We start from the raw sequence: 24,600 nt of genomic DNA, 5'->3' as shown, positions 1-24,600 counted from the left end.
GCCCAGCGATCCCTCCGAGGTCGCCTCCGCACCGGTGGTACGCAGGCGACGCCACCTCAGCTCGGCACGCTCCACTGCTGGTTGGCGCTGTCGAAGCAGGTCCAGATCTGCAGCCGGGTGCCGTTCGCCGAGCTGGGCCCGGTCGCGTCCAGGCACTTGCCGGACACCGGGTTGACCAGCTCGCCGTTGGACTGGTGCTGCCAGACCTGGGCGCCGGTGCCGTTGCAGTCGTACAACTGCACCTGCGTGCCGTCGGCGGTGCCGGCCGCCGTCACGTCCATGCACTTGCCCAGCGCCCTTACGGTGCCGTCCGAACCCACGGTCCACTGCTGCGCGTTGGTGCCGTTGCAGTCGTACAGCTGCACCGCGGCGCCGTTGGCGGTGGAGGCGGAGGCCACGTCCACGCACTTGCCGCCGTACCCGGTGATCTGGCCGGTGGTGCCGCCGCCGGTCCCGCCGCCGGTGCTGCCCCCGCCGATCTGGTTGAAGATCCGGGAGTAGGCGTAGCCGACCGGCTTGTCGTAGTAGTCGACCTCCCAGAACGACAGCTCCTGCACGCCGTTGGAGGCCGCGAAGCTCTCCAGGGTCTGCGCGTCGGACTGCGAGAAGTACTCGTTGTCGTCGTTCTGGCCGGCGATCGGGGTCAGTCCGATCCGGTTGTAGGCGGCCGAGGTGGAGATGCCGTAGAGCGTCGCGAGCTGGCCGGCGGTGGCACGGGCCCCGGACTCGGCGTCGGCCAGGGCGTTCTGGCCGTCGCCGAAGTCCATCGTCATGATGTTCACCGCGCTCACGTTGACGCCCTTGCTCTTGGCGTCGCTGAGCACGTTGTACTCCTGCGAGGGCAGGCCGTTGGGGGCCACCGCGAGGGTGTAGGCCACCTGCACCGCCGGGTTCTGCGCCTGGAGCGCGGCCAGGGCCTGGTTGCGGCGCTGGTTGGAGGCGGTGTCACCGAGGGTGCCGCCCTCGATGTCGAAGTCGAGCCGGGTGATCCCGTAGGTGTTGACGACGTTGGCGTAGGCGGCCGTCAGCGAGGAGACGGAGGTGCAGGTCTGGGCCAGCTCCCCGCCCTCGGCACCGCCGAAGGAGACGATCGCGGTGCCGCCGGCCGACTTGAGCGCGTTGATCTGCGAGGAGTACGCGCCGACCGAGTCGCCGCTGGCCTCCCACTGCGCGGTGCAGCCGGACTTCGGGATGAGGAACGCCAGCGTGTAGTACTTCAGCCCGGTGGCGTTCATGTCGGACGCCATGTCGTTGGCCGTGTTGCCGTCGATCTGGAGGTAGGGGGCGGCGAAGTGGGCGGGAAGGCCCGTTGCGGCGTGGGCTTCGCCGGTGGCGCCGAGGAGGGCGGCCGCCGAGGCGAGGGCCATCGTGGCAAGGGACGCGATGCCGTGTCTGAGGCGCATGCGTGGCTCCGTGTGGGCCGGTGGTGGGGGGTGTTTCATGTCGGCCGAGCAGAACGGGAGTCTGCGACGGAACACGAGACCGCGTCAAGGCTTCTGTAAGTAAACCTTCCTGACGGGTGAGTTCGGGCCGCCCGATCGGACGCGTTCCGGCCACCGCGGCAAGCCCGGCGCCCTCCCCCGGCGTTGACCCGCGGACCGCCCTCGACCTGTGCGTTCACAAGCCGTAGGCAGCCGCGGCCGCACGCGCACATCCCGCCCCAGCAGGCACAGACCGCCTCCAGGAGGTGAAGCCCCGGGCGCGCGCCGACGTCTTGACATGTCTGCGACCGCTCTGCTTCCTTCAGGAAACACACATTGTCGAGAGGCCGGAAGACCACCGGCCGCCGGCGCGCGACCGTGCCGCCGGCGTCCGCCGTTCCGGGATGTGCCGCACTTCTTGTTTCAGAAACACGAACCCTGCCGGGAAAGGGCCTCATGAAACGTTTCCTGAAACTGGGCCGGACGGCGCGTCGCGCGGCCGGACCCGGTGTGGCCGCGGTCCTCGTGGCCGCCGCGCTCCAGACGTTCGGCGCGACCGGCGCGCACGCCGCCGTGTCGCCGTCGACCTGGTACACCATGGTGGCCGCCAACAGCGGCAAGTGCGTGGACGCGGCGGCCGCCGCGACCGCGAACGGCACCGCGGTGCAGCAGTACACCTGCAACGGCAGCACCGCGCAGCAGTGGCAGCTGCACCCGGCCGCCGACTCCGGTTACTACACGATCGTCAACGAGAACGGCGCCCAGCCGGCCATCGACGTGGACGGCCCGTCCACCGCCGGCGGCGCCCTCATCCACCTGTGGTCCAACGGCGGTTGGAGCAGCCAGGAGTGGAAGCCGGTCCAGGAGTCCGGCGGGAACTACCACTTCGTCAACCACTACAGCGGCCTGTGCCTGGACGTCCCCAGCGCCTCGACGGCCGACTCGGTCCAGTTGCAGCAGTACACGTGCAACGGCACGAGTGCGCAGTCGTTCGCGCTCGGCGGCACGGGCGGCGGCGGCACTCCTCCGCCGACCAACCCGGACAACCCCGATCTCGGCCCCAACGTCAAGATCTTCGACCCGTCGATGTCCGCGTCGTCGATCCAGTCGACCGTCAACTCGGTCTACGCCTCGCAGCAGTCCAACCAGTTCGGCACCAACCGCTACGCGCTGCTGTTCACGCCGGGCAGCTACAACGTGGACGTGCCCGTGGGCTTCTACACCGAGGTGGCCGGCCTCGGCGCCTCCCCGGACGACGTCTCGCTGACCGGTGGCGGGGTGCACGTGGACGCCGGCTGGTCGGGCGGCAACGCCACGCAGAACTTCTGGCGCGACGTGGAGAACCTCTCCGACACGCCGAGTTCGGGGACGCTGGAGTACGCCGTCTCGCAGGCCGACCCGTTCCGGCGGGTGGACGTGCACGGCAACATGATCCTGGACGACAACACCTCCGGGAACACCAGCAGCAACTGGTCCTCGGGCGGCTTCATCGGCGACTCGCGCGTCTCCGGCCAGATCAACTCCGGTACCCAGCAGCAGTTCCTGACCCAGGACACGTCCATGGGCAGTTGGGGCGGGTCCAACTGGAACATGGTCTTCGTCGGCGACAACGGCGCCCCGGCCCAGTCGTTCCCCACCTACACCACGGTCGGCCAGTCCCCCGCGGTACGCGAGAAGCCGTACCTCTACACCGACTCGACCGGGCTGTACAACGTGATGGTGCCGGGGCTGCGCACGAACGCCACCGGCCCCGACTGGACCGGCGGTTCGACGGCGGGCACCTCGATCCCGATCACCAAGTTCCACGTGGTGAAGTCCGGTGACACCGCCGCGACCATCAACGCGGCGCTCGCCGCCGGGTCCAACCTGCTGTTCACGCCCGGGGTGTACCACCTGAACGCGCCGATCAACATCACCCGGCCGGACACCGTGGTCCTCGGCCTCGGCCTGGCCACGCTGGTGCCGGACGGCGGGGTCACCGCGATCACCACCGCCGACGTGAACGGGATCGACATCGCCGGGCTGATCGTCAGCGCGGGCACCACCAACAGCAACTCCCTGGTGCAGATCGGGCCGTCCGGCTCCTCCGCCGACCACGCGGCCGACCCGACCACGCTTCAGGACGTGTTCTTCCGGGTCGGCGGCGACGTCGCCGGCAAGGCCACGCAGTCCCTGGTGGTGAACGCCGACGACACCATCGGCAGCGACCTGTGGATCTGGCGGGCCGACCACGGCAACGGGGGCACCGTCGGCTGGAACACCAACACCGCCGCCAACGGCCTGGTGGTCAACGGCGACGACGTCACCATGTACGGCCTGGCCGTCGAGCACTACCAGAAGTACCAGACGCTGTGGAACGGCAACGGCGGGCGGACGTACTTCTACCAGTCCGAGATGCCCTACGACGTCCCGGACAACGCCAGTTGGACACCCGGCGGCGGGGAGAACGGCTACCCCTCGTACAAGGTGGCCGCCTCGGTGACCTCGCACCAGGCGTGGGGGCTCGGCGTCTACTGCTACATGAGCACGAACCCGTCGGTGGTGGCCGACCGTGCCATCGAGGTGCCCGCCACCGGCTCGACGTTCAAGGACATGGTGACCGTCTCCCTCGGCGGTGACGGCACCATCACCCATGTGATCAACAACTCCGGCGGGAAGGTGTCGGGCAGCACCACGGTGACGTACCTGACGTCGGGACCGTGAGGCGCCGGACGGCGGCCTGACCGGAGCGGAAAGGGCCCGGAGCGCGCCCCCGAGCGCGCCCGGCCCCGACCGCCCCGGGCCATGGGTGCGGGTGGCCCGGGGGGATATCGGGCTGCGTGCACGGGTGTTCAGCCGGCGGGCGGAGACGGGGTACGGTCGGCGGGCGCGGGAGCGTCGCCTCGCAGGGTCCGGTCGAGCAGGTCCAGGAGGCGGTCCCAGTGACGCCGGGTCGCGGCGGGATCGAAGACGTGGGTGTCGGACATCGTGAAGCCGTGCACCGTCCCCGGGTGGATCTCGGAGGTGTGGCGCGTACCCGCCTCGTCCAGGACCCGGTTGAGCCCGTCGAGGGCCGCCGGGGTCATGTCGCTCTCGGCGTGGCCGAGATGGACCTCGGCGGTGAGCCCGGCGAGGAAGCCGGGCAGGCTGCCGGGTCCGTCGTCGCCCAGGGGGCCGTGGAAGGCGGCGACGGGCCCCACCGGGTTGTGGAATCCGGCCACGGCGGCCACCCGGCCGGGGTGGGTCGCCGCGGCGCGCATCGCCAGGAGGCCGCCCACGCAGTAGCCGGTCACCGCGACCGGCCCGGCGGAGACCTCCGGCCGCGCACCGAGGAACGCCAGGTACGCGGCGGCGTCGCGCCGCGCCTGATCACCCGTGTGCGCCTCGATCGCGGGCATGAGCCGCGCCACGATCGCGGGCCGGGCCTCCTTCGAGATGTACGCGGGGAGGTCGACCAGCGGCGTCGGCCCGTGCCGGTAAAGGAAGTTGGGGACGAGGACGCAGTACCCGTGGCCGGCGAGTTCGCAGGCCATCTCCCGCGTCGCGGGCCGGATGCCGAAGACGTCCGCGTACATCAGCACCCCTGGGTGCCGGCCGCCGCCCTGGGGGAAGGCGGCGAACGCGTCGGCCCGGCCGTCCTCGGTGGGAACGTACAGCGTCTCGGTGCGCACGGGGTGCCCTCCGGTGGTCGTCACGCCGGTCACCGGTTCCGTGCGAAGACGTCGTCCAGGAAGTCGAACTCGATCTGGTTGGCCAGCACGCGGTTGTTCGCCGCGCAGTGGGCCTCGCCGCCTTCGGACTCCGCGATGAAGCGTTCGGCCTTGACGCAGGACAGCCGCTCGTAGAACGCCCGGCGCTCGCTCGCCAGGCTGCCCTCGCCGGCGCCGCCGATGTTCAGCAGCGGGCAGGTGATCTGGTCCTCCAGACCCCAGATGTCGAACTCGCCCAGGTAGTCGAGGTAGTCCCGGAGCGGGCGGTCGAGCATGCCGAACCGCTCCCGCACGTCGCCGAGCAGCAGGCTCGCCATCGGTGACGACAGGTCGACGCGGGAGTCGAGGTCGTCGATGTCCGCGTACGACTCGTCCTCCTTGAGGCCGATCAGGCTGAGAATGGAGGGACGGAACGACGGGGTGAGCGTGCTCGCCACCGCGGCCTTGATCCGCTTCTCGCGGGCGACGGCCCGCGGGACGAACAGGCCGCCCATGCTGTACCCGGTGAGCGAGAGGCGCTCGGGATCGACGTCGGCGCGGCTCAGCGCGTAGTCCACGACGTAGCCCATCTGGACGTCCAGGTCGGGGCGGAAGGTCAGGTCGGGGTCGGAGTAGTAGGCGCCGCGCTGGCCCGGGAGTTCGACGACGAACGCGTTGTAGCCGCGCCGGACCGCGGCCGCGGCGGTGAAGAAGTACAGTTCCTCCGCGGTCATGTCGCCACCGCCGATGACGACGGCCGTGGCCCGCGGCCGGCTCGGACCGTCCGGGGTCAGGAAGTACCCGGGCAGGAACTTGCCGTTCTCGTAGGGGACCCGCACCTCCTCGAACGGAACTCCGGTCAGCCGCAGTCCCGTCCGGAAGCACTCGCGGTTCTTCTCCCAGGTCGGGATCCTGGAGGCGTCGGCCCGGCCCAGGAACATCCCGGCGGCGCGCCAGTACGTCGACGCGCGCAGGAACGCCTCGCCCGCGCTGACATGGTGCCCCTCGGCGAGGCAGCGGGAGCCGGTCTCCTGCACCCGCCGCGCCGTCTCGGACCAGGCCCGGTGCCATCCGGCGAGGTCGCCGTCCTCGATCCGCGCGGCGGTCGCGTAGCACTCGCCGACCGCGGCCCCTCCGTGGTCGGCCGACCCCAGGGCGAGGGCCAGTTGGAAGTCGAAGTTCGAGCGGAACCGGCGGGGGAGGCCGGCGGTCGACATGAAGACCGTCTCGTCCGCGCGCACCGCCGTACCGGAGTTCTCCGTGATCATGGCTGCTTCCTCTTCCTCTCGTCCCGTCGCGGCCGCAGCGGCCGCGACGCCGACCGGTCGGTGCGGCTCCCGAAGGAGAACCGGCACCGTTAAGATGCAGAACCGCATCTTGTACGGCTGAGCGTACGGCGATCGGATAGGATGCGCAAGTGCATCCTAAAGAAGAGCCCGTACCCGGACAGCGGCGCCGTGGCGCCGCGTTGGAAGAAGCACTGCTCACCGCGGCGTGGGAGGTGCTGCGCGACCACGGCTACGCCGGGTTCACCCTGGAGGCCGTGGCCCAGCGTGCGGGCACCAGCCGCCCGGTCCTCGCCCGCCGCTGGGCAGGACGGCACGAACTGCTGCGGGCGACCATCGCGCACATCGGCGCCGCGCAGCCCTCACCGCGGGCCGACACCGGGAGCCTGCGCGGCGACCTCATCGCCCTCATGCGCGGGCTCAACGACTCCCGGAGCGAGATCGCGACGGTACTGGGCGCCCAACTCGGCGGCTACTACCAGGAGACGGGCGAGTCGCTCTTCGCCCTGCGCGACGTCCTGCTCGGCGCGGACGGCGAGGTGCTCGACGAGATCCTCGACGCCGCCGTCGACCGCGGCGAGGCCGATCCCGGCCGGTTGACGCCGCGCGTCCGCTCGCTGCCGATCGACCTCCTGCGGCACCACGTCTTCCTGGCGGCGCGGCCGATGCCGGAGGAAGGCATCGAGGAGATCGTGGACACGATCTTCCTGCCCCTCGTGCGACCCGAGCCCTGAGCCGCCGGGCGCGCCCCGCTCTCCCCGGAGGCCGTTCTTTCCAGAGGCCGTTCTCCCCGGCAGTGGTCCTCCCCAGAGGCGGTCCTCCCTAGCGGCCGTCCTCCCTGACCGACCGCTCGACCACGTACGCCCACGCGGTGAACGCCTCGACCTGGTCGGGGGCCAGATCGCGTACGGAGATGCGTTCCAGGGTGCGCCACATCTCCGCGATGGGCTCCTGGAGCGCGCGGCCGGCGTCGGTGAGGCTGACCACCATGACCCGCCGGTCGTGGGCGGCCGGCTCCCGGGTGAGCAGCCCCGACTCCTGCATGCGGCGCAGGGACTTGGAGACGGTCGAGTGGTCGAGGCCGACGCGTTCCAGCAGTTCGGCCTGGGTCTGGCCGTCCCGGTCGAAGAGCTGCATCAGCAGCAGTTCCTGGCCCGGGTGCAGGTTCATGGTGCGCAGCATGGCGGCGGCGCGGGCGCGGTGGGCGCGCGCGAGCTGGAAGACGGCGTAGCTCAGGCGGCCGTCGCGGGCCGTGGCCGGCGGTTCGGGTGGGGGTGGCGTCGAAGGCGCGGACGGGGGTGAGGGCGCGGGTGGCGTCGAAGGCGGGGGTGAGGGCGCGGTCTCGGGTGCGTCGGACATCGCTGCTCCTTCGGTGGGGTGGGGCGGATACGGGGACGGGCGGCGCGCGGTTCCGCTTCCGTACGGCGGCGGCCGGCCACCGCCCGGCACCGTACAGGGCGGCTGCCTCGTACGGCCGACGCCCGGCACTCAGTCGACGGTGAGGACGAGCTTGCCGCGGCTGTGGCCGGCGTCGCTGACCTGCTGGGCCCTGGCGGCTTCCGCCAGCGGGTAGGCGGCACCGACCGTGGTGGCCAGCGTGCCGTCGGCGGCCTGCCGGGCCAACTCGGCCAGCCGGGCGCCCGAGCGGCGCTGCGGGCCTTCGGCGAAGACGACGCCGAGTTCGCGGGCGCGGAAGTCGGCGGTGGTGACGATCCGGTCGGTGGTGCCGCCGCGCAGGGTGATGGAGTCCTCCAACGCGCCCTTGCCCGCGGCGTCGAAGACCGCGTCCACCCCCTCGGGGGCGAGCGCGCGGACCCGCTCGACCAGGTTCTCCCCGTAGACCAGCGCGGTGGCGCCGAGCGAGGCGACGTACTCCTGGTTGGCCGGGCCGGCGGTGCCGATGACGCGGGCGCCGCGGGCGACGGCCAGTTGGACGGCGATGGTGCCGAGCGCGCCGGACGCGCCGTGGATCAGCAGGGTCTCGCCCGGCGCGACGCCGAGCAGGTCCAGTACGCGTTCGGCGCCGTCGCTCGCCACGGGCAGGGCGGCGGCGTGCGTCCAGTCCAGCCCGGCCGGCTTGGGGGCGAGCACGGTCGCGGGCGCCAGCGCGTACTGGGCGTAGGCGCCGGTGTCGGACCAGCCCAGCACCTCGTCGCCTTCCTTCAGGTCGTCGACGCCCTCACCGACGGCGTCGACCACGCCGGCGATCTCGCCGCCGGGCACGGCGGGCAGCGTGGTGGGGAAGATGGCCTCCATGCCGCCGGAGCGGATCTTGCCGTCCACCGGGTTGACCCCGACGGCCCGCACGCGGACGCGGACCTGGCCGGGGCCGGGCCGGGGAACCTCGATCTCGGCCTCGTGCAGGACCTCGGTGCCGCCGAACGTGTCGAAAACGATGGCCTTCATGACGTGTCTCCTTCGGAGGGGCGGTTCACGGCCGACCCGGGCGTTACGTGGCCAGCCACATAAAAAGTAGCACCGATTGCGTGGCTAGCCAACTAATCCCTCGGAACAGTTCCCCAGCCCCGCCCGACCGGCCACCACGGCACCCGCGTGAGGATGAGGCTCGGCGCCGGAACGGGGACCACCACCGGCGAGCCCCGGCGCGACCGCCGGCGCTCGCCGACCCACGACGGACCGCACGCCATCGCTGCGTTCGATCCGTGGCGATCGAGCATCCTTCTGGTGGCCGGGGACAAGCGCGACCGCTGCAACGAGTGGTACGAAGAGGCCATCCCGCTTGCCGAACACCGCTACACCGCCTATCTGAAGTCCCGCGCCGAAGAGGAGGACCCACGATGACGGAATACACCCGCTGGCAGGACATCCGCGCCGAGCACGTCGCCCGAGCCGGCGGCGAGGAGACCGTGACCGAGGGCAAGAGGGAACTCCTGGCCGAGGTGCTCGGCCACCGCCTCGCCGAGATCCGCAAGTCCCGCAAGCTGAACCAGGAACAGGTAGCGGAGCGGATGGGCGTCACCAAGGGCCACGTCTCCCAGATCGAGCAGGGCCACATCTCCGGCCGGGAGGTGCTCACCCGCTACGCCGCGGCCCTCGGCGGGCAACTGCACCAGGCGATCTACTTCGACAACGGCGACATCGCGGCGATCGCCTGACGCAGCACACCCTTGCACTCCGACCCGGGGGGGCGACGGACCGCGCCCGTCGTGGCCCTGGTCCAGGCGGCCTCGGAAGAGGAAGTCCGCGTGGCCACCAGTGCCATGACCCCCCTTGAGGCCGACTACGACCGCGTTCACCCCGCACGGATCTCCCGAGTCCTCTCCCGGGTCGACGTCCACGGCATCACCGAGGACGTCACCGTTCAGGCCGCCGCGCTCCTGCGCCACCCACGACCTCCACGGTCACAAGTACGCGATCGACGCCGTCATCGCCCGCACCGCCCTCCGCCCGTGCACCGTTCCCACCTCCGACCCCGAGGACCTGACACTCCTGTGCTGCCCACCGCGGAAGTCCTCAAGGTGTGAGCTCCGTCGGCGAAGGGGCCCGGGAACCGGCGAAATCGGGATTGGTTCAGCCAGCCGTCTGTGGGGCAAGGTCGCCCAGGAGCCTTCTGGACCAGTCGTGACCGCAGGGATCAGACTTCTACGAGCCGGACCCGATCGCCGCAGAGCTTGACCATGTCGTCGATATCGGAAGTCAGCATGACCACGGGGCGGTGCTGTCGCAGCGCGGCCTCGGCGACGGCCGCATCGATCGCGTACTTGTGTCCGTGCAAGCCGGCACTCATCAGCAACTTCGAGGCAGCTCTCGCCTCCTCGTCACCGACCGGGACGACTCGCAGCCCGGAAAGCACCCAGTTCAGGCGGGACTTGTTCGAACGCGCGTGGACGGCCTCGATGATGGTGAGCGCACTGATCACGACCTCCATGCCGCGCGAGCGCGCCTCAGCGATCAGGGCCACCACCTGCTCTTCGTCAGCGAGCAGCTTCGAGAGTCCCTCGCTGTCGAGGACCAGCGTCCCCTCGTGACTCAGCCTGCGGCGGGCCACTCGGCCTCCTCGGCGAACACCTCGTCGAAGACCTGCCGCGCCCGCTGCCGAGCCGACTCGGAGACCGGCCCCTTGCGGCTCTCGTAGTCCGCCAGGTACTCGTCCAGGACCTGCCCGCGCAGCTCACGCTCGACCGCCTCGGTGATGAACGCGGAGAACTCCCGCTTGCCCACCCGAGCCCGGATCGCCTCCGCGGTCCCCTCCGGCAGCGACAAGCTCACCCGCGTCGCTGGCCCTTCCCCGATGCTGTACGTCGCCTCAGCCATGCCCCCGATTGTGTCAAACGAGTAGGAAAAGCGCCACGTCCGCACTACCTTCACAGCTCGGTCAGCGCCCCACTCACACAATCCCAGCACGGGCACCCCCATCCCATCCCAACACGATCCCAGCACGGGAGAAAACATAGGGCCCGACTCCGAAGAGTCGGGCCCTATCTGAACTGCACGTTTGCCAGATCAGCGACGTGGTGTTAGGTCACACGTTGAAGCGGAACGTATCCGGGCCGAACCTGACCTGCGGCGGGGCGCCGATCATGGCGCTGACCAGGTGTTTCCGCGTTGGCATGCGTTGGCTTCCGACGGGGGTTTACGGGTGTCCTGCGGACTCGCTGCGGACTGGAAGGACGGGCTGCCGACGCGAAATGCGTGGTGCGCCAGCAGGTCGCGCAGGACCCAGGCCAGGGGGTGACGTCGTAGCCGGCATCGCTGACGATCACGAATTCCGGGTCCCCGGCCTGCCACTGGCCAGCGGCGATGAATCGTTCAACGACCCCCCGGAGCTGGTCGGCGGTGACGGCGGTCGCGTCGTCTGCCGGGCCGAGCCGGACCGCGTCCGGGATCGCGGTCCATGAGGTGGCCCCCGGCTCCAGCACGGCGACGAAGGAGTAGGGCCAGCCCGGAATGAACCGCGATGCCGTCTTCGCGCGGCCGTGGACGTGGCAGAACAGCCGGTCTGCCGAGCATGGCGCGTCCGAGCGGAGCCACGGCGACACGTCGACCGCCATGACCAGGCGCCCGCCATCGAACCGCGGCAACGGCAGGCCGGCACCGTCCGCAGCCGGCCGACGTCGATCCGGCCGTGGTTCAGGCCGCCGTACATCCCTCCGTGCCCACGCCGATGCTCGGCCGTCAGCGTCAGGTCCACCGGGGACTTCACCGCACCGTCGGCACACAGCACCGCGTCGGTGAGTTCGAACAACGCGTCGCGCCGCGCGGTCAGGCACTCGTAGAACTCTCCCCGGAAGCGGGACGCCTCCGCGAACGCTTCCCCCCGAACAGCATCAAGCAGCAGACTCACTCTCACGGCCTTCGTCTCGGTCACGTGCACCTTGGTCGGAGCACATGATCAGACGAAGGCCGCCCCCGTATCTCGCGAATCCCCAGGTGAGCGACTCAGTACGACACGTCGTTCGAGGCCGGAAGAAAAGGAACAAGCTGAAGGAGTGTGCGCCAAGCCTGCCGTCTGGGGTGTCGTCCCGCGTCGGCACGCCCTCCGCAGGGCGACGCTTCAGGAAGCTGGACTTTACCGTCCGGATGGTAAAGTAAAGGATGGCGAGAGATGCGAGGCAGAAGATTCTGGATGGCGCTGTGGACCTGCTGCGGGTCGAGGGCGGCGGATCCATCACTCTGGATGCGGCGGCCAGGGCTGCCGGGCTGACCAAGCCGGGGCTGATGTACCACTTCCCGACCAAGGAGGCCCTGATGGTCGCGGTCGTCGACCACGTCGCGCAGCGGTGGGTCGAGCTTCTGGTCTCGCGGCTGGACGAGCCGACGGAGACCGCTTCGCCGTACCAACGGTTCCGGGCCTACGTGGAGATCTCCCTGACCGTTCCCTTCGACCGGGCGGACTTCGCGATCTACGCCGACGCCCACTACCGCGCCGCTCTGACCGACAGCTGGGTCCGCCGCATCGAACCGTGGCTCGCCCTGCCCGACTCCCTGCCGCAGGCGGCGCGCGCCCGCCTCACCGCGGCCCGGCTGCTCGCCGACGGCTACTGGACCTCCGCCGCCACCGGCGTCTTCCTCGTCCCTGCCCGCGACCGCGACCAGCTCATGGCGGTCGCCGAGGACCTGCTGAAGGAGGAGACCTCCCGGTGAGGAAATGGCTGCTGCTGATCGCGGTGATCATGCTGGAAGTCACCGCCACCCTCTGCCTGCGCGCAGCGCTCCACCATCCGGCGCTCTACACCGTTGTCGCGGTCGGCTACACCGGTTCCTTCACGGTTCTGGCCTTCGTGCTGCGCGCGGGAATGGCCCTCGGTGTCGCCTACGGAATCTGGGCGGCCAGCGGTGTCGCCCTGACCGCTGTTCTGGCGGCCGTCATCTTCGGCGACCCGCTGACCGCGGCCACCGGCGTCGGTATCGCCCTGGTGACCGCCGGGGTGCTGTGCGTCGAACTGGGCGCGCCGGCAGACCCTGCCCGCCAGATCCGTGAGGAAGGGGCCACTCATGACCCTGGTCTTCCTGATGTGCGGAGTGCTGACCGAAGTCGCCGCCACCCTGTCGCTGCGCATGGCCTCTGGCAGGGGAGGCAGGAAATGGCTCCTGGCCGTACTCGCCGGGTATCTGGCCTCGTTCACCTGCATCACCCTGGCGCTCAAAGACGGCCTCGCCCTCGGCGTCGCCTACGGCATCTGGGCGGCCAGCGGTGTCGCCCTGACCGCCGTGGCCTCACGCCTGCTGTTCCACGAACCCCTCACCAAGGTCATGGACACCGGCATCGGCCTCATCGCCGTCGGCGTCCTGTGCATCGAGATCGGCGCCGCCCGCTGAACGCCTGTCCGCACCGGTGGCCGGTCGGGGCGCTGCCGAAGCCCCAGGGTTGGGAGCCGGCGCCCGGCAGTTCGGGATGGCGATTGATGTCGCCGGCACCGGCTCCATCGTGACCGGCACCGGCCGCGGCTTCGTCTCCTCCAGCCGTACCGCCTGGACCGTCCTCGGGACCTGCGGAGTCCTCGCCACGATCCTCGGAGCGCTCTCAACCAGCGCCTGGGCCCAGGAGACAGCAGTGCGCAACGGCCGCCGCCTCGCCACCGAAATCCGGCAGCCCGCACCCCGCCAGACTCAGCTGAACCACTGAACGACAACGACAGGGCTCGGGACCATGCCTCCATGGGGAGAGCGCCAAACCCCCGTGGAATCAGACCGGAGGCGACGCGCCGCGGACAGCCGGAAGTCGGCCTCACCGCTGCGCGATCCGGACGCGCCAGAGCTGGACGAGGACGATGACGGGGGCGGTCGGGAAGCGACGGGCTGTGTCTGACCAAGCGGCGCACGGCGTGCCCCCAGAACTCCTCGGAGACGGCGGGGTTCGTGTCGCAGGCCGTCGTGAAGGAGGGATCAGCGTTCGACAGTGCCGATGAGTCGGCCGCGGGCGAGGACAGGCGCAGTGATGGAGGGCAGAAGGGCGCTGGGCCTTGCGCTGTCCGGTGCGGACTTGCCCGCGGTCTCGCCCAGCGGGGTGGCGAGGGCGAAGAGTTGGAAGGTGTAGTGGTGAGGGCCGTGGCCCCTGATGGGTGCGGGCCCTTGGTATCCGCGTCCGATGACCGAGCGCAGTATCGTGACGCCGGGAGCCGGCTCTTTCGCGGCGAGGGCGCCGGGGGCGAGGGAGCGTACGGCGGGGTCGATCAGGACGACGCAGTGCACCGCGGGCTTGGGGGTGGGGACGTCGGTGTCCTCGACGACCAGCAGGAGCTGGGCGGTGCCGGTCGGCGGTGGGTTCCAGGCCAGGTGGGGGGAGATGTTCTGGCCGCCTGCGTTCTTGGCGTGGTGCTCCGGCGGGATCGTACCGAGGCGGTCGAAGCTGCGGCTGCTGAGTTCCAGGAGTTCGGGCCCCTGGAGGTTCGGGCGATTCCACGCGGCGTGGGCATCGCCTGACCTGCGGTTCTTCAGAAGTCGGCCGAGGACGGGCATGGCGGTGCTCCCAGCATGTCGAGGGTCTTGTCGTGGGTTGTGGTTCTGCCGCGTTGATGAAGGCGCGGTTCGGTGTGGTGGCGTGGCTCGGTGTCCGGGCCGGTGCTGGTGGGGTCGACGTGCGTGTGTGTGTGGGGGGATTCCGCATGTGCCGGCGTCCCTCGCTGGCACGTCAGACGGTCTGAGGGGCTTTGCCGGTCTCCGGCTTCTTAGGCGCTTCCATCGGGGTTCGTCCGGGCAGCAGCAAGCTCAGGGCGAGCGCGAGGGCGGTGAAGCCGACCGCCCACCAGAACGCCTGGTCGAAGGCGTGGGCGGCCTGCGTTGCTGACCCCGTGTGGTGGCGCAGGGCGATGTCGAGGATGACGGCGAGCACCGCGACGCCGAAGGACCCGCCGATCTGCTGGGTGATGCGGGTGATGATGCCGGCGTGCGGTATCTGGTCGCGGCGCAGGCCGACGAACGCGGCTGCTTGCAGGGGGATGGACACGGCGGCGAGTCCGAACCCGCGGACCACCAGTACTGCCATCAGGAGCCACTTGTTCGTCGTGTCCGTGGCCAGGGCGAAGGGCACGGTGGACAGTCCCACGATGGCGAATCCGGTGAAGGCGACCCACCTGGCCCCGAACTTGTCGCTGAGTCCGCCGGCCAGCGGGCGGCTCAGGAGCGCGCCGAGGCCCAGTGGCGCGACCAGCAGGCCGGCTTGGAGCGCGTGGGCACCACGCACCTGCTGCCAGTACAGCGGCAGCAGCGCCATGCTGCCGTAGAGCGCGGCCCCTGACAGGAACATCGACGCGGACGCCGAGGCGAGCGGGCGGTGCGCAAGCAGCCGGACATCGACAAGGGCGTCGCCGGAACGACGGACCGAATACAGGGCGAAGACCAGCAGCAGGAGCGCGCCGGCCAACAGCGGAGCGAAGGAGTCCGTCCGGCCGAAGCCGCCGCCCTTCGAGGAGTTGGCCAGCCCGAACAGGAACGCGACCAGGCTGGGTGACAGCAGCAGCCAGCCCAGGGTGTCGAAGCGCGGCCGCGCTTCGGTGGTGTCCGGGTCCAGCATCCGCCAGGCGAGGACGAACCCGACGACACAGAACGGGACGTTCACCCAGAACAGCCACCGCCAGTCGAGCCAGTTCAACAGGACGCCGCCGATCACCGGGCCCGCGATCGGACCCACCACGAACGGCAGGGTGACGATCGACATCGTGCGCCCCAAAGCCTTGCCCGCGGCCGCCTGCATGATCAGCGTCGAGAACAAAGGGAGCATGAGTCCCCCGCCGAGCCCCTCGACGATCCGGAAGACGATGAGACTTCCGGCGCTCCAGGCCACACTGCACAGGACCGAGCCGACCAGGAACACGGCCAGCGCGAACATCCACACCCGCCTGCCGCCGAAGCGGGACTGCGCCCAGCCCGCCAGCGGAATGGACACGCCGAGCGCCAGCAGGTAGCCGGTGCTCACCCACTGGATCGTGGAGATGGGCACATGTAGTTCCTGCGAGAGGGTCTGCAGCGCAACGCTGACGATCGTGGTGTCGAAGACCACGGCCAACGAGCCCACGATGAGCGCGACGGCGACTTTCATGACTTTCGGATCGATGCGATCCCCTGCGGTTGCTTCGGCCACAGCGACCCCTACCTCTCCTTCTCGTGCCGGGACTGGGCACCGGTCCTCGAACGGCTCGCGGCGGCCGCCCTGCTTACCCATCGGTCGGGGATCAGATCCTTTGCGCCAGCCGATCGAGCAGCGGGGCGGCCACCGCGAGCTGTTCCAACTCCTGCGGCGTGAAGCCGTCCGCAAGGGCCTGCGCGACCTGCTCCGTGCGGGCACTGCGCTTGTCCGCCAGCGCCTGCCGACCCGCGTCGGTCAGCGCCAGCAGCACGCGCCGGCCGTCCCGCGGATCGGCTCCGCGCTCGACCAGCCCGCGCGCCTGGAGGCCGCCGAGTGTGGCCCCCATCGCCTGCGCGGTGATCTGCTCCCGTCGGGCCAGCTCCGCGGACGTTGTCGGGCCGATACGGTCCAAATGTGACAAGGCGGCACGCTCGGGCATCGCGAGCTCGCCCTCGACCCGCACCTGACGCACACGCCTCAGCAGCGCACCAACGCTGGCCAGCAGGGCGGCGGCGGTCTCACGGGCATCCAGCTCCTCACTCATACGATCAACCTACCTTATCAACCTGCCTTATTAAAATCAGGGCATCGCGCCCCCGCGTCCGACGCTAGGAACCCGACGGGCCGACCCCGACATCGCCAGGCCCGGCCCACGCCAGGGCCTGCCGGCCGTCATCGTTTGACGACAGGCAGCCGGAGCGTCCAATGAACCCGCGCAATCCGTGGGTTCACGGCGGCGCGGATCCAATCAGATCCGATGGTGATTGCCTACAGGGTTTGACGACAGATTGAGTCAGGTCGTCCGTACGGAGAGGGCCCCTCGGTGGCGAACCTGGTCTACAAGCGGGTCTCGACCGACCAGCAGTCCACCGCCCGCCAGGACCTCGTTCTGGCCGAGGCCGGGATCGAGGACCCGGTCCCCTTCGAGGAGGATCCGGGCACCTTCAGCCACCTCCACCCCCGGGCTGCCCGAGCCCGGCGAGCTGCTGACGTACGCGCGGCCGGGCGACACCGTGCACATCTCCGAGATGTTCCGCCTGGTGCGCGGCACCGGGCACATCCTCGACGTGTTCGACGTCCTCCACCGTGACCAGGTGGCGCTGCGCATCCATGAGGGCGCGTTCTCCGCGACGCGCCTCACCGCACGCCATCCGCGCACCGGCGAGTTGCTGTCCACCGTGAAGTTCACGGTGGAGGCGCCGCCGCCGGCGAACTCCGGCGCGACCTCCAGCGGGAACTGACCTACGACGGTCTGCGCGCCGCCGAGGCCAAGGGCACCAAAGGTGGACGCCGCCCCGCCGTCGCGGCCGCGACGGCCACCGGGGTGCGCACCGCGTACCTCGAAGGCCGCTCCATCGCCGCCCTCACCCGCGACCACCGGGTCAGCCGCGGTCCGATCCGGACGGCCATCGCCGACCTCCTGCCCGACCACACCGCCACCGAGGAGGACGCCCCCGCCCCGGAGCCGCCGGTCAATCCAGCAGACCGCGAAGCACGGGGTCTACGTCTGCCCGCCCAAGACGGACCGCTCCCACCGCACGGTCCCACTGCCGCGCATGGCCGTCACCGCGCTCAAGGCCCACCTGAGGGGCTTCCCCGTCGAGGGGGCCGAGGGCTGGCTCTTCACCGCGCCCGAGGACGGACCCATCGTCTACACCCACTTCATGGACCACGCCTGGCGGCCCGCCTGCGGCAAGGCCGGCATCCCGAAGGGCACTGGACCCCACGCTCTGCGGCACCACTACGCCAGCTTGCTCATCAAGCATGGCGAGTCCGTGAAGACCGTCTCCGAGCGCCTCGGCCACACCAACGCGGCCATGACGCTGAACATCTACACCCACCTGTGGCCCGACTCCGAGGAACGGTCCCGGGCCGCCGTCGACAAGGCATACGCAGACCGCCCCGACGAGGGCGAAGCGCAAGCCACCGAGGCGGCATAGCCACTCCCCCGCGCCGACCCTTCGTCAGCGCGCTTGCGGACTGAGTGCGGACCGCCGAGCCGCCCCACCCGCTCCGCCGCAGGTCAGACCGCCTTTTGCCAGACGTATTACACGTTGAAGCGGAACTCGACCACGTCGCCGTCTTGCATGACGTAGTCCTTGCCCTCCATGCGGGCCTTGCCCTTCGCGCGGGCCTCGGCGACGGAGCCGGTGGCCACCAGGTCGTCGAAGGAGATCACCTCGGCCTTGATGAAGCCCTTCTGGAAGTCCGTGTGGATGACCCCCGCGGCCTCCGGGGCCGTGGCCCCCCGCTTGATCGTCCACGCGCGGGACTCCTTGGGGCCCGCCGTGAGGTACGTCTGGAGCCCCAGGGTGTTGAAGCCGACCCGCGCGAGCGTGGCGAGCCCGGGCTCCTCCTGGCCGACGGACTGGAGGAGTTCGAGGGCCTCCGCGTCGTCGAGTTCCGCCAGGTCCGCCTCCAGCTTGGCGTTCAGGAAGATCGCCTCGGCCGGCGCGATCAGCGCGCGCTGCTCCTCCTTGAACGCCTCGTCGGTCAGCTCGTCCTCGTCGACGTTGAACACGTAGAGGAAGGGCTTCGTGGTGAGCAGGTGCAGCTCGTGCAGGAGGACGCCCTGCTCGGTGCCCTTGGTGATGCCGTGCGCGAAGAGGGTGTCGCCGGCGGCCAGGATCGCCTGCGCGGCCTCGGCCGCGGCCAGCACCTTCGCCTTGTCCTTCTGCATCCGCGATTCCTTGGTCAGGCGCGGGATCGCCTTCTCCACGGACTGCAGGTCGGCGAGGATCAGCTCGGTGTTGATCGTCTCGATGTCGTCCCGGGGCGAGACCTTGCCGTCCACGTGGACCACGTTCTCGTCCTTGAAGGCGCGGATGACCTGGCAGATGGCGTCGGACTCGCGGATGTTCGCGAGGAACTTGTTGCCCAGGCCCTCGCCCTCGGACGCGCCGCGCACGATGCCGGCGATGTCCACGAAGTCCACCGTCGCGGGCAGTATCCGGGCCGACGCGAAGATCTCGGCGAGCTTGTCCAGCCGGGGGTCGGGCACCCCGACCACGCCGACGTTCGGCTCGATGGTGGCGAACGGGTAGTTGGCCGCCAGCACGTCGTTCTTGGTCAGGGCGTTGAAGAGCGTCGACTTGCCGACATTGGGCAGGCCGACGATTCCGATGGAGAGCGACACGTGACGACTTCCCGTGGGCAGGAGGGGAGCTGGGCGCCGACCAGTCTACGGGCCGCCGCACCATCGCCCGCTCCCCGCCCGCGGGGCCGGCGACCGGCCGCCCGCGGGCGCACCCGGCCCACCCGCCCGGCCCCCTCCCCCTCACTCGAACGGAGCACTTCGAACAGAAGACCCACGCGAGCGAATCCGCGTGTCCCGGGCGCGCGCGGCGCGCGCACCGCGCCTACGTTGAGTAGGTGGAGCAACACACAGCGCGTACGAGCATCACCGCCCGGACCGTCCCCACCGCGCCTGCGTCCCCACCGCCGGCGGCCCCCGCGTCACCGCCGGCGGCCTCGGCGCGGGCACGGGCCGACGCCCCCGCCAGGGCCCGGGCCGCCCAGGCCGGCAGCCGCACCAGGGCCCAGGCACAAGGCCAAGCCGCCCGGGCCGCCCAGGCACAGGCCGCCCGGACCCAGGCCGACACCCGCGCCAGCACCCGTGTCAGGTCCGCCCAGGCCCAGGCGCGGGCCTCCCAGGCCCAGGCGCGCGCCGCCGCCCCGCCCGCCCGCGCCACGTCACCGCGAGTGCGCCGCCCGGGCGGCGCACTCGCGGTGGCCGCCGACCGACTGCGCGCCCTGCCCCGCCCCCGCGCGCGCCTGACCGGCCTCGGCACCGGCGCCCTGACCACCGTCGTGACGGTGCTCGCCGGGGCCGCCGACTCCCTGCTCTTCGACGGCCCCGGCGTCTTCTTCGGGCTGGTGTTCGTGGCCGTGTGCGTGGCCGCCGCGGTGTACGTGCGGCCCTACGACCTGGTGGCGGCCCCGGTCGCCGCACCCATCGCGTTCGCGGTGGGCATCACCCTGACGGCCGACGGCGGCGACGGCGGTCTGGTGGGGCGCGTGGTCGGGGTCTTCACCGGCCTGGCCCTGATGACCGGCTGGCTCTACACCGGTACGGTGCTGGCCGCCGCGATCGTGGCGGTCAGAGCTTTGCGGCAGCCATCGCGGCGCCGACGATCCCGGCGTTGTTCTGCAACTCCGCGGGGACGATCTCCGCGCTGATCCCGTGGATCAGCGGCAGGAACTTCTCGGGCTTCCGGCTCACCCCGCCGCCGATCACGAACAGGTCCGGCGAGAAGAGCATCTCCACGTGCGCCAGGTACTTCCTCAGCCGGCGCGCCCAGTGCTCCCAGCTCAGGTCCTCGTCCTCGCGCGCCTTGACCGACGCGCGCTTCTCCGCGTCGTGGCCGTGCAGTTCGAGGTGGCCCAGTTCGGTGTTGGGCACCAGGTGGCCGTCCACGAACAGGGCGCTGCCGATCCCGGTGCCGAGCGTGAGCAGCAGGACGGTGCCGCCGCGGCCGCGGCCGGCCCCGAAGGTCATCTCGGCGACCCCGGCGGCGTCGGCGTCGTTGAGCACGACCACCGGCTGGCCGAGGCGGTCGCTGAGCAGCTTCCGGGCGTCCTGGCCCACCCAGCCGCTGTCCACGTTGGCGGCGGTGCGGGTCACGCCGTCGACCACGACACCGGGGAAGGTGACGCCGAGCGGCCCGGTGTGGCCGAAGTGGCCGACCACCTCGGCGACGCCGTCGGCGACGCTCTCCGGGGTCGCCGGGTGGGGGGTCAGCACCTTGAACCGCTCGTCCGCCAGGTCGCCCCGGTCGAGGTCGACCGGAGCGCCCTTGATTCCCGTACCGCCGATGTCCACACCGAACATGTTCATGGCCCCCAGGTTAAAGGTGGGTGGAAGCGCTCACCTCTTGGCCGATGCCCGCTCCGCGGCCTCCGCACGCAGATCCCGGCGCAGTTCCTTCGGCAGCGAGAACTGGATCGACTCCTGCGCGGAGGTCACCACCGACACGTCGTCGAAGCCGCGCGCGGCCAGCCACTCCAGCACCCCGTCGACCAGCACCTCCGGCACGGACGCGCCCGAGGTGACGCCGACGGTGCGCACGCCCTCCAGCCAGGCGTCCTCGCACTCCTCGGCGAAGTCCACCAGGTACGACGCGCCGGCGCCGGCCTGGAGGGCGACCTCGACGAGCCGGATGGAGTTGGAGGAGTTGCGCGAGCCGACCACGATCACCAGGTCGGCCTCGGCGGCGATCTGCTTCACCGCGACCTGGCGGTTCTGCGTGGCGTAGCAGATGTCGTCGCTGGGCGGCGAGACGAGCCTCGGGAAGCGGTCCTGGAGGGCCTCGACGGTCTCCATGGTCTCGTCGACCGAGAGGGTCGTCTGCGAGAGCCAGACCACCTTGGACTCGTCGCGCACCTTCACCTTCGCCGCGTCGGCGGGGCCGTCGACCAGGTGCATGCGCTCGGGGGCCTCGCCCATGGTGCCGACGACCTCCTCGTGGCCCTCGTGCCCGATGAGCAGGATGTCGTAGTCCTCGCCGGCGTAGCGGACGGCTTCCTTGTGGACCTTGGTGACCAGCGGGCAGGTGGCGTCGATGGAGGCGAGACTGCGCTCGGCGGCCTCCTGGTGGACGACCGGGGCCACGCCGTGGGCGGAGAAGATCACGATCGCGTTCTCCGGCACCTCCTCCGTCTCGTCGACGAAGACGGCGCCCTTCTTCTCCAGGGTCTGGACCACGTACTTGTTGTGGACGATCTGCTTGCGGACGTAGACCGGGGCGCCGTACTGCTCCAGCGCCTTCTCGACGGTGATGACGGCACGGTCCACCCCCGCGCAGTACCCGCGAGGGGCGGCGAGGAGGACACGGCGGGCGGAGTCAGAGGTCATGCCGTCCATCGTACGGGGCCGCCCCCGGCGCGGGGCGGGGTGTCGGCGGGGCGCACTAGGGTGCCGGTATGGCTCTGAACACCTCGGCGGAAGCGCCGATTCCGGTCGGCGAGGTGTCGCGGCTGATCGGCGGGTGGATCGACCGGCTCGGCGCGGTGTGGGTGGAGGGCCAGATCACGCAGCTCTCCCGCCGCCCGGGCGCCGGCGTGGTGTTCCTGACGCTGCGCGACCCCTCGCACGACACCTCGATCTCCGTGACCTGCTACCGCGCGGTGTACGAACAGGTGGCCGACGTGGTCGGCGAGGGCGCGCGGGTCGTGGTGCACGCCCGGCCGGAGTGGTACGGGCCGCGCGGCACGCTGTCGTTGCGGGCGGCCGAGATCCGGCCGGTCGGGATGGGCGAACTGCTGGCGCGGCTGGAGCAGTTGAAGAAGGCGCTGGCGGCCGAGGGGCTCTTCGCGGCGGACCGCAAGCGGCCGCTGCCGTTCCTGCCCGGGCTGATCGGCCTGGTCACCGGGCGCGCGTCGGCCGCCGAGCGGGACGTGCGGGAGAACGCGCGGCTGCGCTGGCCCGCGGTGCGCTTCGAGGTGCGCAACGTGCCAGTGCAGGGCGCGACCGCGGTCCCCCGGGTGATCGAGGCGGTGCAGCAGCTCGACGCCCACCCGGAGGTGGACGTCATCGTGGTGGCCCGCGGCGGCGGCAGCGTCGAGGACCTGCTGCCCTTCTCCGACGAGCGGCTGGTGCGGGCGGTCGCGGCGTGCGGCACCCCGGTGGTCTCCGCGATCGGGCACGAGCCGGACACGCCGCTGCTCGACCTGGTCGCCGACCTGCGCGCGTCCACCCCGACCGACGCCGCCAAGCGGATCGTGCCGGACGTGCGGGAGGAGCTGGCCCGCGTCCGGCTGGTACGGGACCGGGCGCTGCGGGTGCTGCGCGGCATCCTCGACCGGGAGGAGCGGGGCCTGGAGGCGGCGCTCAGCCGTCCGGCGCTCGCGGCGCCGTACCGCATGGTCGAGCAGCGCGAGACGGAGGTCGCCGACCGGCTGGACCGGGCCCGGCGCACCCTGGGGCACCTGCTCGACCGGGCCGACGCCGACCTGACGCACACCCTCGCCCGGGTGGTCGCCCTCTCCCCCGCGGCCACCCTGCGCCGCGGGTACGCGGTCCTCCAGCGGGAGGACGGCGCGGCGGTCCGCGCCCCCGCCGAGGTCGCCGCGGGCGAGACCCTGCGCGCACGCGTGGCGGAGGGCGACTTCACGGTCCGCGTGGAGCCGCCCGACGGCCCCGGCCCCGCACCCGCGTAGCCCCGCGGGCCCCTCATCAGCCCCGCGCCCCGGAAGGCGCCTCGGCGTGCACGGGGGCGCTCGCGGCGGGCGGCGGCGTGTGCGGCGTCGTGCCGGCGGCATGGGCGGCGGCGTGGCCGCCGCAGCCGGACAGGGCGGTGACCGCTCCCGCGGCGAGCACCGTCAGGGCGATCACGCCGGGTCCGGCGGGGAATCTGGGGGACACGATGAGGGAAGTCTCCGTCGAGGGGTCGGTGATGGGCGGCTGTCAGACGCACGGGGACCCGGAAAGGTTGCCGCCCGAGCGGAGGAGGGCGAGGGATGAAGGACGAGCGGGAGTTCTACGACGCGGCGGAGGTCGCGTGGCGGGAGGACGCGGGAGCGCCGGGGGTGGGTGAGCGGCGGCTGTCCGCCGGGGCGGACCCCGCGGTCGAGCAGACCCGGCTGGCGCGCTGGGCTCCGGGGCTGGACACCTCCGCGGCCGGGGTGATCCGGCACGGCTACTACGAGGAGGTGTACCTGCTGGAGGGCGAGTTGGAGGACCTCACGCTCGGCCGCACCTTCACCGCCGGGTACTACGCCTCGCGTCCGCCGGGCATGCCGCACGGCCCGTACCGCACGCGGACCGGGTGCGTGATGCTGGAGATCCGCACCCCGCGGTGAGCGCGCACGGAGAGCCCGCGCCGCGGGGTGACCGCGGCGCGGGACGGCCCCGTTCCGCGCCGCGCGGGAGTGTCCGCGGTACGCCCTAGGCTTGCGGGCATGGCTGACCAGGAACCCAGCGCCGTACTCGGCTACGAACAGGCACGCGACGAGCTCGTGGACGTGGTGCGCCGCCTGGAGGCGGGCGGCGCCACCTTGGAGGAGTCGCTCGCCCTGTGGGAGCGGGGCGAGGAGCTGGCCAAGGTCTGCCGGCGCTGGCTGGAGGGCGCCCGGGCCCGGCTGGACGCGGCTCTGGCGGCCGAGGAGGCCGAGGAGGCGGACGGGCCGGCCCCCGAGTAGCGCCGCGCGGGCCCGCTACGACGTCAGGGTCGCGGCGAAACGCTGGAGCTGCGCGTCGGGCGCGGTGCCGAGCACCACCGTGGTCACCCCGCCCTCCTCGTGGACGAGGGCGTCGTAGCGGCCGCCGGTGTAGTACTGCCAGGCCACGCCGTCGACGGGGAGCGTGCGCCCGGCGTCGCGGTGGCCGTTGATGGTCACCTGCGTGATGAACTCGGCCGCGTCGCCGTTGGTCTGCTCCAGGGCGACGTACTGCTGGTCCGGGTCGACGAAGCCGATGTGCCAGGTGACGTTCTTGCGGTCGCTCCCGGAGTACGTCACGGAGGTGGCGCTCCACTTCGAACCGAGCCCGGTGGGTCCGGCCACCGGGTAGGGCGCGTCCCGCCTGGCCTGCTGGAGTTCCACGGTGTACCCGACGCTCTCGGTCTTGACCGGCGTCGCCTTGGAGTCGTGCGGGATGAACAGGTAGATCAGGTAGACCGCGACGCCGAGTACCAGCATCGACAGGATCAGGTCCCGCACCGTCTTGTTGCCACCACGCTTGTCCGCTGCCACGCGCCCTA

At 71.4% G+C, this 24,600-nt stretch carries 28 protein-coding genes and 2 pseudogenes; 14 read left to right on the top strand and 16 right to left on the bottom strand.

Annotated elements, in window-relative coordinates; genetic code table 11:
* Positions 1–56: 56 nt before the first annotated feature.
* Positions 57–1,403, bottom strand: a complete 1,347-nt coding sequence (locus RVR_RS23635; RefSeq protein WP_202235848.1) for a chitinase — start codon at positions 1,401–1,403, stop codon at positions 57–59.
* Between the two features lie 474 nt (positions 1,404–1,877).
* Here RVR_RS23635 and RVR_RS23630 point away from each other — a divergent pair, with 474 nt between their 5' ends.
* On the top strand, positions 1,878–4,124 hold the full coding sequence (locus RVR_RS23630) for an RICIN domain-containing protein (protein ID WP_202235847.1): 2,247 nt from the start codon (positions 1,878–1,880) through the stop codon (positions 4,122–4,124).
* Between the two features lie 128 nt (positions 4,125–4,252).
* Here RVR_RS23630 and RVR_RS23625 read toward each other — a convergent pair whose 3' ends face one another.
* Both RVR_RS23625 and RVR_RS23620 read right to left on the bottom strand, forming a co-directional pair.
* Positions 4,253–5,071: a dienelactone hydrolase family protein gene (locus RVR_RS23625; protein ID WP_202239011.1), complete on the bottom strand. Its 819-nt coding sequence runs from the start codon at positions 5,069–5,071 to the stop codon at positions 4,253–4,255.
* Positions 5,072–5,100: 29 nt separating this feature from the next.
* Positions 5,101–6,357, bottom strand: a complete 1,257-nt coding sequence (locus tag RVR_RS23620; protein ID WP_202235846.1) for an alpha/beta hydrolase family protein — start codon at positions 6,355–6,357, stop codon at positions 5,101–5,103.
* Between the two features lie 149 nt (positions 6,358–6,506).
* On the opposite strand from RVR_RS23620, the gene RVR_RS23615 reads away from it, so the two are divergent.
* Positions 6,507–7,109, top strand: a complete 603-nt coding sequence (locus tag RVR_RS23615) for a TetR/AcrR family transcriptional regulator (RefSeq protein ID WP_202235845.1) — start codon at positions 6,507–6,509, stop codon at positions 7,107–7,109.
* A gap of 88 nt (positions 7,110–7,197) precedes the next feature.
* Here RVR_RS23615 and RVR_RS23610 read toward each other — a convergent pair whose 3' ends face one another.
* Both RVR_RS23610 and RVR_RS23605 read right to left on the bottom strand, forming a co-directional pair.
* The gene (locus tag RVR_RS23610) at positions 7,198–7,734 is read right to left on the bottom strand and encodes a MarR family winged helix-turn-helix transcriptional regulator (protein ID WP_202235843.1); all 537 of its coding nucleotides are present in this window, start codon (positions 7,732–7,734) and stop codon (positions 7,198–7,200) included.
* A 129-nt stretch (positions 7,735–7,863) separates the two neighbouring features.
* Positions 7,864–8,781, bottom strand: a complete 918-nt coding sequence (locus RVR_RS23605; RefSeq protein ID WP_202235841.1) for an NADP-dependent oxidoreductase — start codon at positions 8,779–8,781, stop codon at positions 7,864–7,866.
* Between the two features lie 153 nt (positions 8,782–8,934).
* Between RVR_RS23605 and RVR_RS37840 the strand changes: the two genes are divergently transcribed.
* Both RVR_RS37840 and RVR_RS23595 read left to right on the top strand, forming a co-directional pair.
* Positions 8,935–9,177 carry a hypothetical protein gene (locus RVR_RS37840; RefSeq protein ID WP_237404923.1) on the top strand — a complete coding sequence of 81 codons (243 nt, stop codon included), beginning with the start codon at positions 8,935–8,937 and terminating at the stop codon, positions 9,175–9,177.
* Positions 9,174–9,491: a helix-turn-helix domain-containing protein gene (locus RVR_RS23595; protein WP_202235839.1), complete on the top strand. Its 318-nt coding sequence runs from the start codon at positions 9,174–9,176 to the stop codon at positions 9,489–9,491. Before RVR_RS37840 ends, RVR_RS23595 begins: the two co-directional genes overlap by 4 nt.
* Before the next feature lie 479 nt (positions 9,492–9,970).
* Here RVR_RS23595 and RVR_RS23590 read toward each other — a convergent pair whose 3' ends face one another.
* The 3 genes and pseudogenes from RVR_RS23590 to RVR_RS23580 all read right to left on the bottom strand — a co-directional run.
* Complete coding sequence (locus RVR_RS23590; protein WP_202235837.1) at positions 9,971–10,384, bottom strand: DNA-binding protein; 414 nt, start codon at positions 10,382–10,384, stop codon at positions 9,971–9,973.
* Positions 10,366–10,650 (bottom strand): hypothetical protein, encoded by a 285-nt coding sequence (locus RVR_RS23585; RefSeq protein WP_202235835.1) that lies wholly within the window; start codon positions 10,648–10,650, stop codon positions 10,366–10,368. Before RVR_RS23585 ends, RVR_RS23590 begins: the two co-directional genes overlap by 19 nt.
* A gap of 422 nt (positions 10,651–11,072) precedes the next feature.
* A pseudogene (locus tag RVR_RS23580) lies at positions 11,073–11,680 on the bottom strand (transposase); the annotation flags it as partial.
* A gap of 251 nt (positions 11,681–11,931) precedes the next feature.
* Between RVR_RS23580 and RVR_RS23575 the strand changes: the two are divergent.
* The 4 genes and pseudogenes from RVR_RS23575 to RVR_RS23560 all read left to right on the top strand — a co-directional run bounded on the left by RVR_RS23575 (position 11,932) and on the right by RVR_RS23560 (position 13,462).
* Entirely contained in the window at positions 11,932–12,480 is a 549-nt protein-coding gene (locus RVR_RS23575; RefSeq protein ID WP_202235833.1) for a TetR/AcrR family transcriptional regulator, read from the top strand.
* Positions 12,477–12,743: pseudogene (locus RVR_RS23570) on the top strand (DMT family transporter); the annotation flags it as partial. The gene RVR_RS23575 and the pseudogene RVR_RS23570, both read left to right, overlap by 4 nt.
* A gap of 88 nt (positions 12,744–12,831) precedes the next feature.
* Complete coding sequence (locus RVR_RS23565) at positions 12,832–13,155, top strand: DMT family transporter (protein WP_202235831.1); 324 nt, start codon at positions 12,832–12,834, stop codon at positions 13,153–13,155.
* Between the two features lie 76 nt (positions 13,156–13,231).
* The gene (locus RVR_RS23560) at positions 13,232–13,462 is read left to right on the top strand and encodes a hypothetical protein (protein WP_202235829.1); all 231 of its coding nucleotides are present in this window, start codon (positions 13,232–13,234) and stop codon (positions 13,460–13,462) included.
* A 260-nt stretch (positions 13,463–13,722) separates the two neighbouring features.
* On the opposite strand, the gene RVR_RS23555 is transcribed toward RVR_RS23560, so the two are convergent.
* The 3 genes from RVR_RS23555 to RVR_RS23545 form a co-directional block, all read right to left on the bottom strand.
* Positions 13,723–14,295 (bottom strand): YbhB/YbcL family Raf kinase inhibitor-like protein, encoded by a 573-nt coding sequence (locus tag RVR_RS23555; RefSeq protein WP_202235827.1) that lies wholly within the window; start codon positions 14,293–14,295, stop codon positions 13,723–13,725.
* A 172-nt stretch (positions 14,296–14,467) separates the two neighbouring features.
* A complete protein-coding gene (locus tag RVR_RS23550; RefSeq protein ID WP_237404922.1) occupies positions 14,468–15,874 on the bottom strand; it encodes an MDR family MFS transporter in 1,407 nt (468 codons plus the stop codon).
* 133 nt (positions 15,875–16,007) lie between these two features.
* Complete coding sequence (locus tag RVR_RS23545) at positions 16,008–16,445, bottom strand: MarR family winged helix-turn-helix transcriptional regulator (RefSeq protein WP_202235823.1); 438 nt, start codon at positions 16,443–16,445, stop codon at positions 16,008–16,010.
* A 469-nt stretch (positions 16,446–16,914) separates the two neighbouring features.
* Between RVR_RS23545 and RVR_RS37835 the strand changes: the two genes are divergently transcribed.
* Together RVR_RS37835 and RVR_RS38665 are read left to right on the top strand one after the other, a co-directional pair.
* Positions 16,915–17,142: a hypothetical protein gene (locus RVR_RS37835; RefSeq protein WP_237404921.1), complete on the top strand. Its 228-nt coding sequence runs from the start codon at positions 16,915–16,917 to the stop codon at positions 17,140–17,142.
* Positions 17,143–17,184: 42 nt separating this feature from the next.
* The gene (locus RVR_RS38665; RefSeq protein ID WP_272933102.1) at positions 17,185–17,841 is read left to right on the top strand and encodes a tyrosine-type recombinase/integrase; all 657 of its coding nucleotides are present in this window, start codon (positions 17,185–17,187) and stop codon (positions 17,839–17,841) included.
* A gap of 107 nt (positions 17,842–17,948) precedes the next feature.
* On the opposite strand, the gene ychF is transcribed toward RVR_RS38665, so the two are convergent.
* Positions 17,949–19,037, bottom strand: a complete 1,089-nt coding sequence (gene ychF, locus RVR_RS23530; RefSeq protein WP_202235821.1) for a redox-regulated ATPase YchF — start codon at positions 19,035–19,037, stop codon at positions 17,949–17,951.
* Positions 19,038–19,273: 236 nt separating this feature from the next.
* Here ychF and RVR_RS23525 point away from each other — a divergent pair, with 236 nt between their 5' ends.
* A complete protein-coding gene (locus RVR_RS23525; RefSeq protein ID WP_202235819.1) occupies positions 19,274–20,080 on the top strand; it encodes a DUF6542 domain-containing protein in 807 nt (268 codons plus the stop codon).
* On the opposite strand, the gene ppgK is transcribed toward RVR_RS23525, so the two are convergent.
* Together ppgK and RVR_RS23515 are read right to left on the bottom strand one after the other, a co-directional pair.
* On the bottom strand, positions 20,001–20,738 hold the full coding sequence (ppgK, locus tag RVR_RS23520) for a polyphosphate--glucose phosphotransferase (protein ID WP_202235817.1): 738 nt from the start codon (positions 20,736–20,738) through the stop codon (positions 20,001–20,003). The genes RVR_RS23525 and ppgK overlap by 80 nt on opposite strands.
* Before the next feature lie 30 nt (positions 20,739–20,768).
* Positions 20,769–21,764 (bottom strand): 4-hydroxy-3-methylbut-2-enyl diphosphate reductase, encoded by a 996-nt coding sequence (locus RVR_RS23515; protein WP_202235815.1) that lies wholly within the window; start codon positions 21,762–21,764, stop codon positions 20,769–20,771.
* A 59-nt stretch (positions 21,765–21,823) separates the two neighbouring features.
* Here RVR_RS23515 and xseA point away from each other — a divergent pair, with 59 nt between their 5' ends.
* Positions 21,824–23,059 carry an exodeoxyribonuclease VII large subunit gene (gene xseA / locus RVR_RS23510; protein WP_202235813.1) on the top strand — a complete coding sequence of 412 codons (1,236 nt, stop codon included), beginning with the start codon at positions 21,824–21,826 and terminating at the stop codon, positions 23,057–23,059.
* 16 nt (positions 23,060–23,075) lie between these two features.
* On the opposite strand, the gene RVR_RS23505 is transcribed toward xseA, so the two are convergent.
* On the bottom strand, positions 23,076–23,264 hold the full coding sequence (locus tag RVR_RS23505) for a hypothetical protein (RefSeq protein ID WP_202235810.1): 189 nt from the start codon (positions 23,262–23,264) through the stop codon (positions 23,076–23,078).
* 95 nt (positions 23,265–23,359) lie between these two features.
* Here RVR_RS23505 and RVR_RS23500 point away from each other — a divergent pair, with 95 nt between their 5' ends.
* Together RVR_RS23500 and RVR_RS23495 are read left to right on the top strand one after the other, a co-directional pair.
* Complete coding sequence (locus tag RVR_RS23500; protein WP_202235808.1) at positions 23,360–23,701, top strand: cupin domain-containing protein; 342 nt, start codon at positions 23,360–23,362, stop codon at positions 23,699–23,701.
* A 99-nt stretch (positions 23,702–23,800) separates the two neighbouring features.
* The gene (locus RVR_RS23495; protein ID WP_202235806.1) at positions 23,801–24,040 is read left to right on the top strand and encodes an exodeoxyribonuclease VII small subunit; all 240 of its coding nucleotides are present in this window, start codon (positions 23,801–23,803) and stop codon (positions 24,038–24,040) included.
* 15 nt (positions 24,041–24,055) lie between these two features.
* On the opposite strand, the gene RVR_RS23490 is transcribed toward RVR_RS23495, so the two are convergent.
* Positions 24,056–24,592, bottom strand: coding sequence for a DUF4245 domain-containing protein (locus RVR_RS23490; protein WP_237404919.1), 537 nt, complete (start codon positions 24,590–24,592; stop codon positions 24,056–24,058).
* Positions 24,593–24,600: the final 8 nt, after the last annotated feature.

This window comes from Streptomyces sp. SN-593 (assembly GCF_016756395.1).
Classification (GTDB): domain Bacteria; phylum Actinomycetota; class Actinomycetes; order Streptomycetales; family Streptomycetaceae; genus Actinacidiphila; species Actinacidiphila reveromycinica.
The sequence above is the reverse complement of the archived record's forward strand: the minus strand, read 5'-3'. Positions and strand labels throughout refer to the sequence as shown.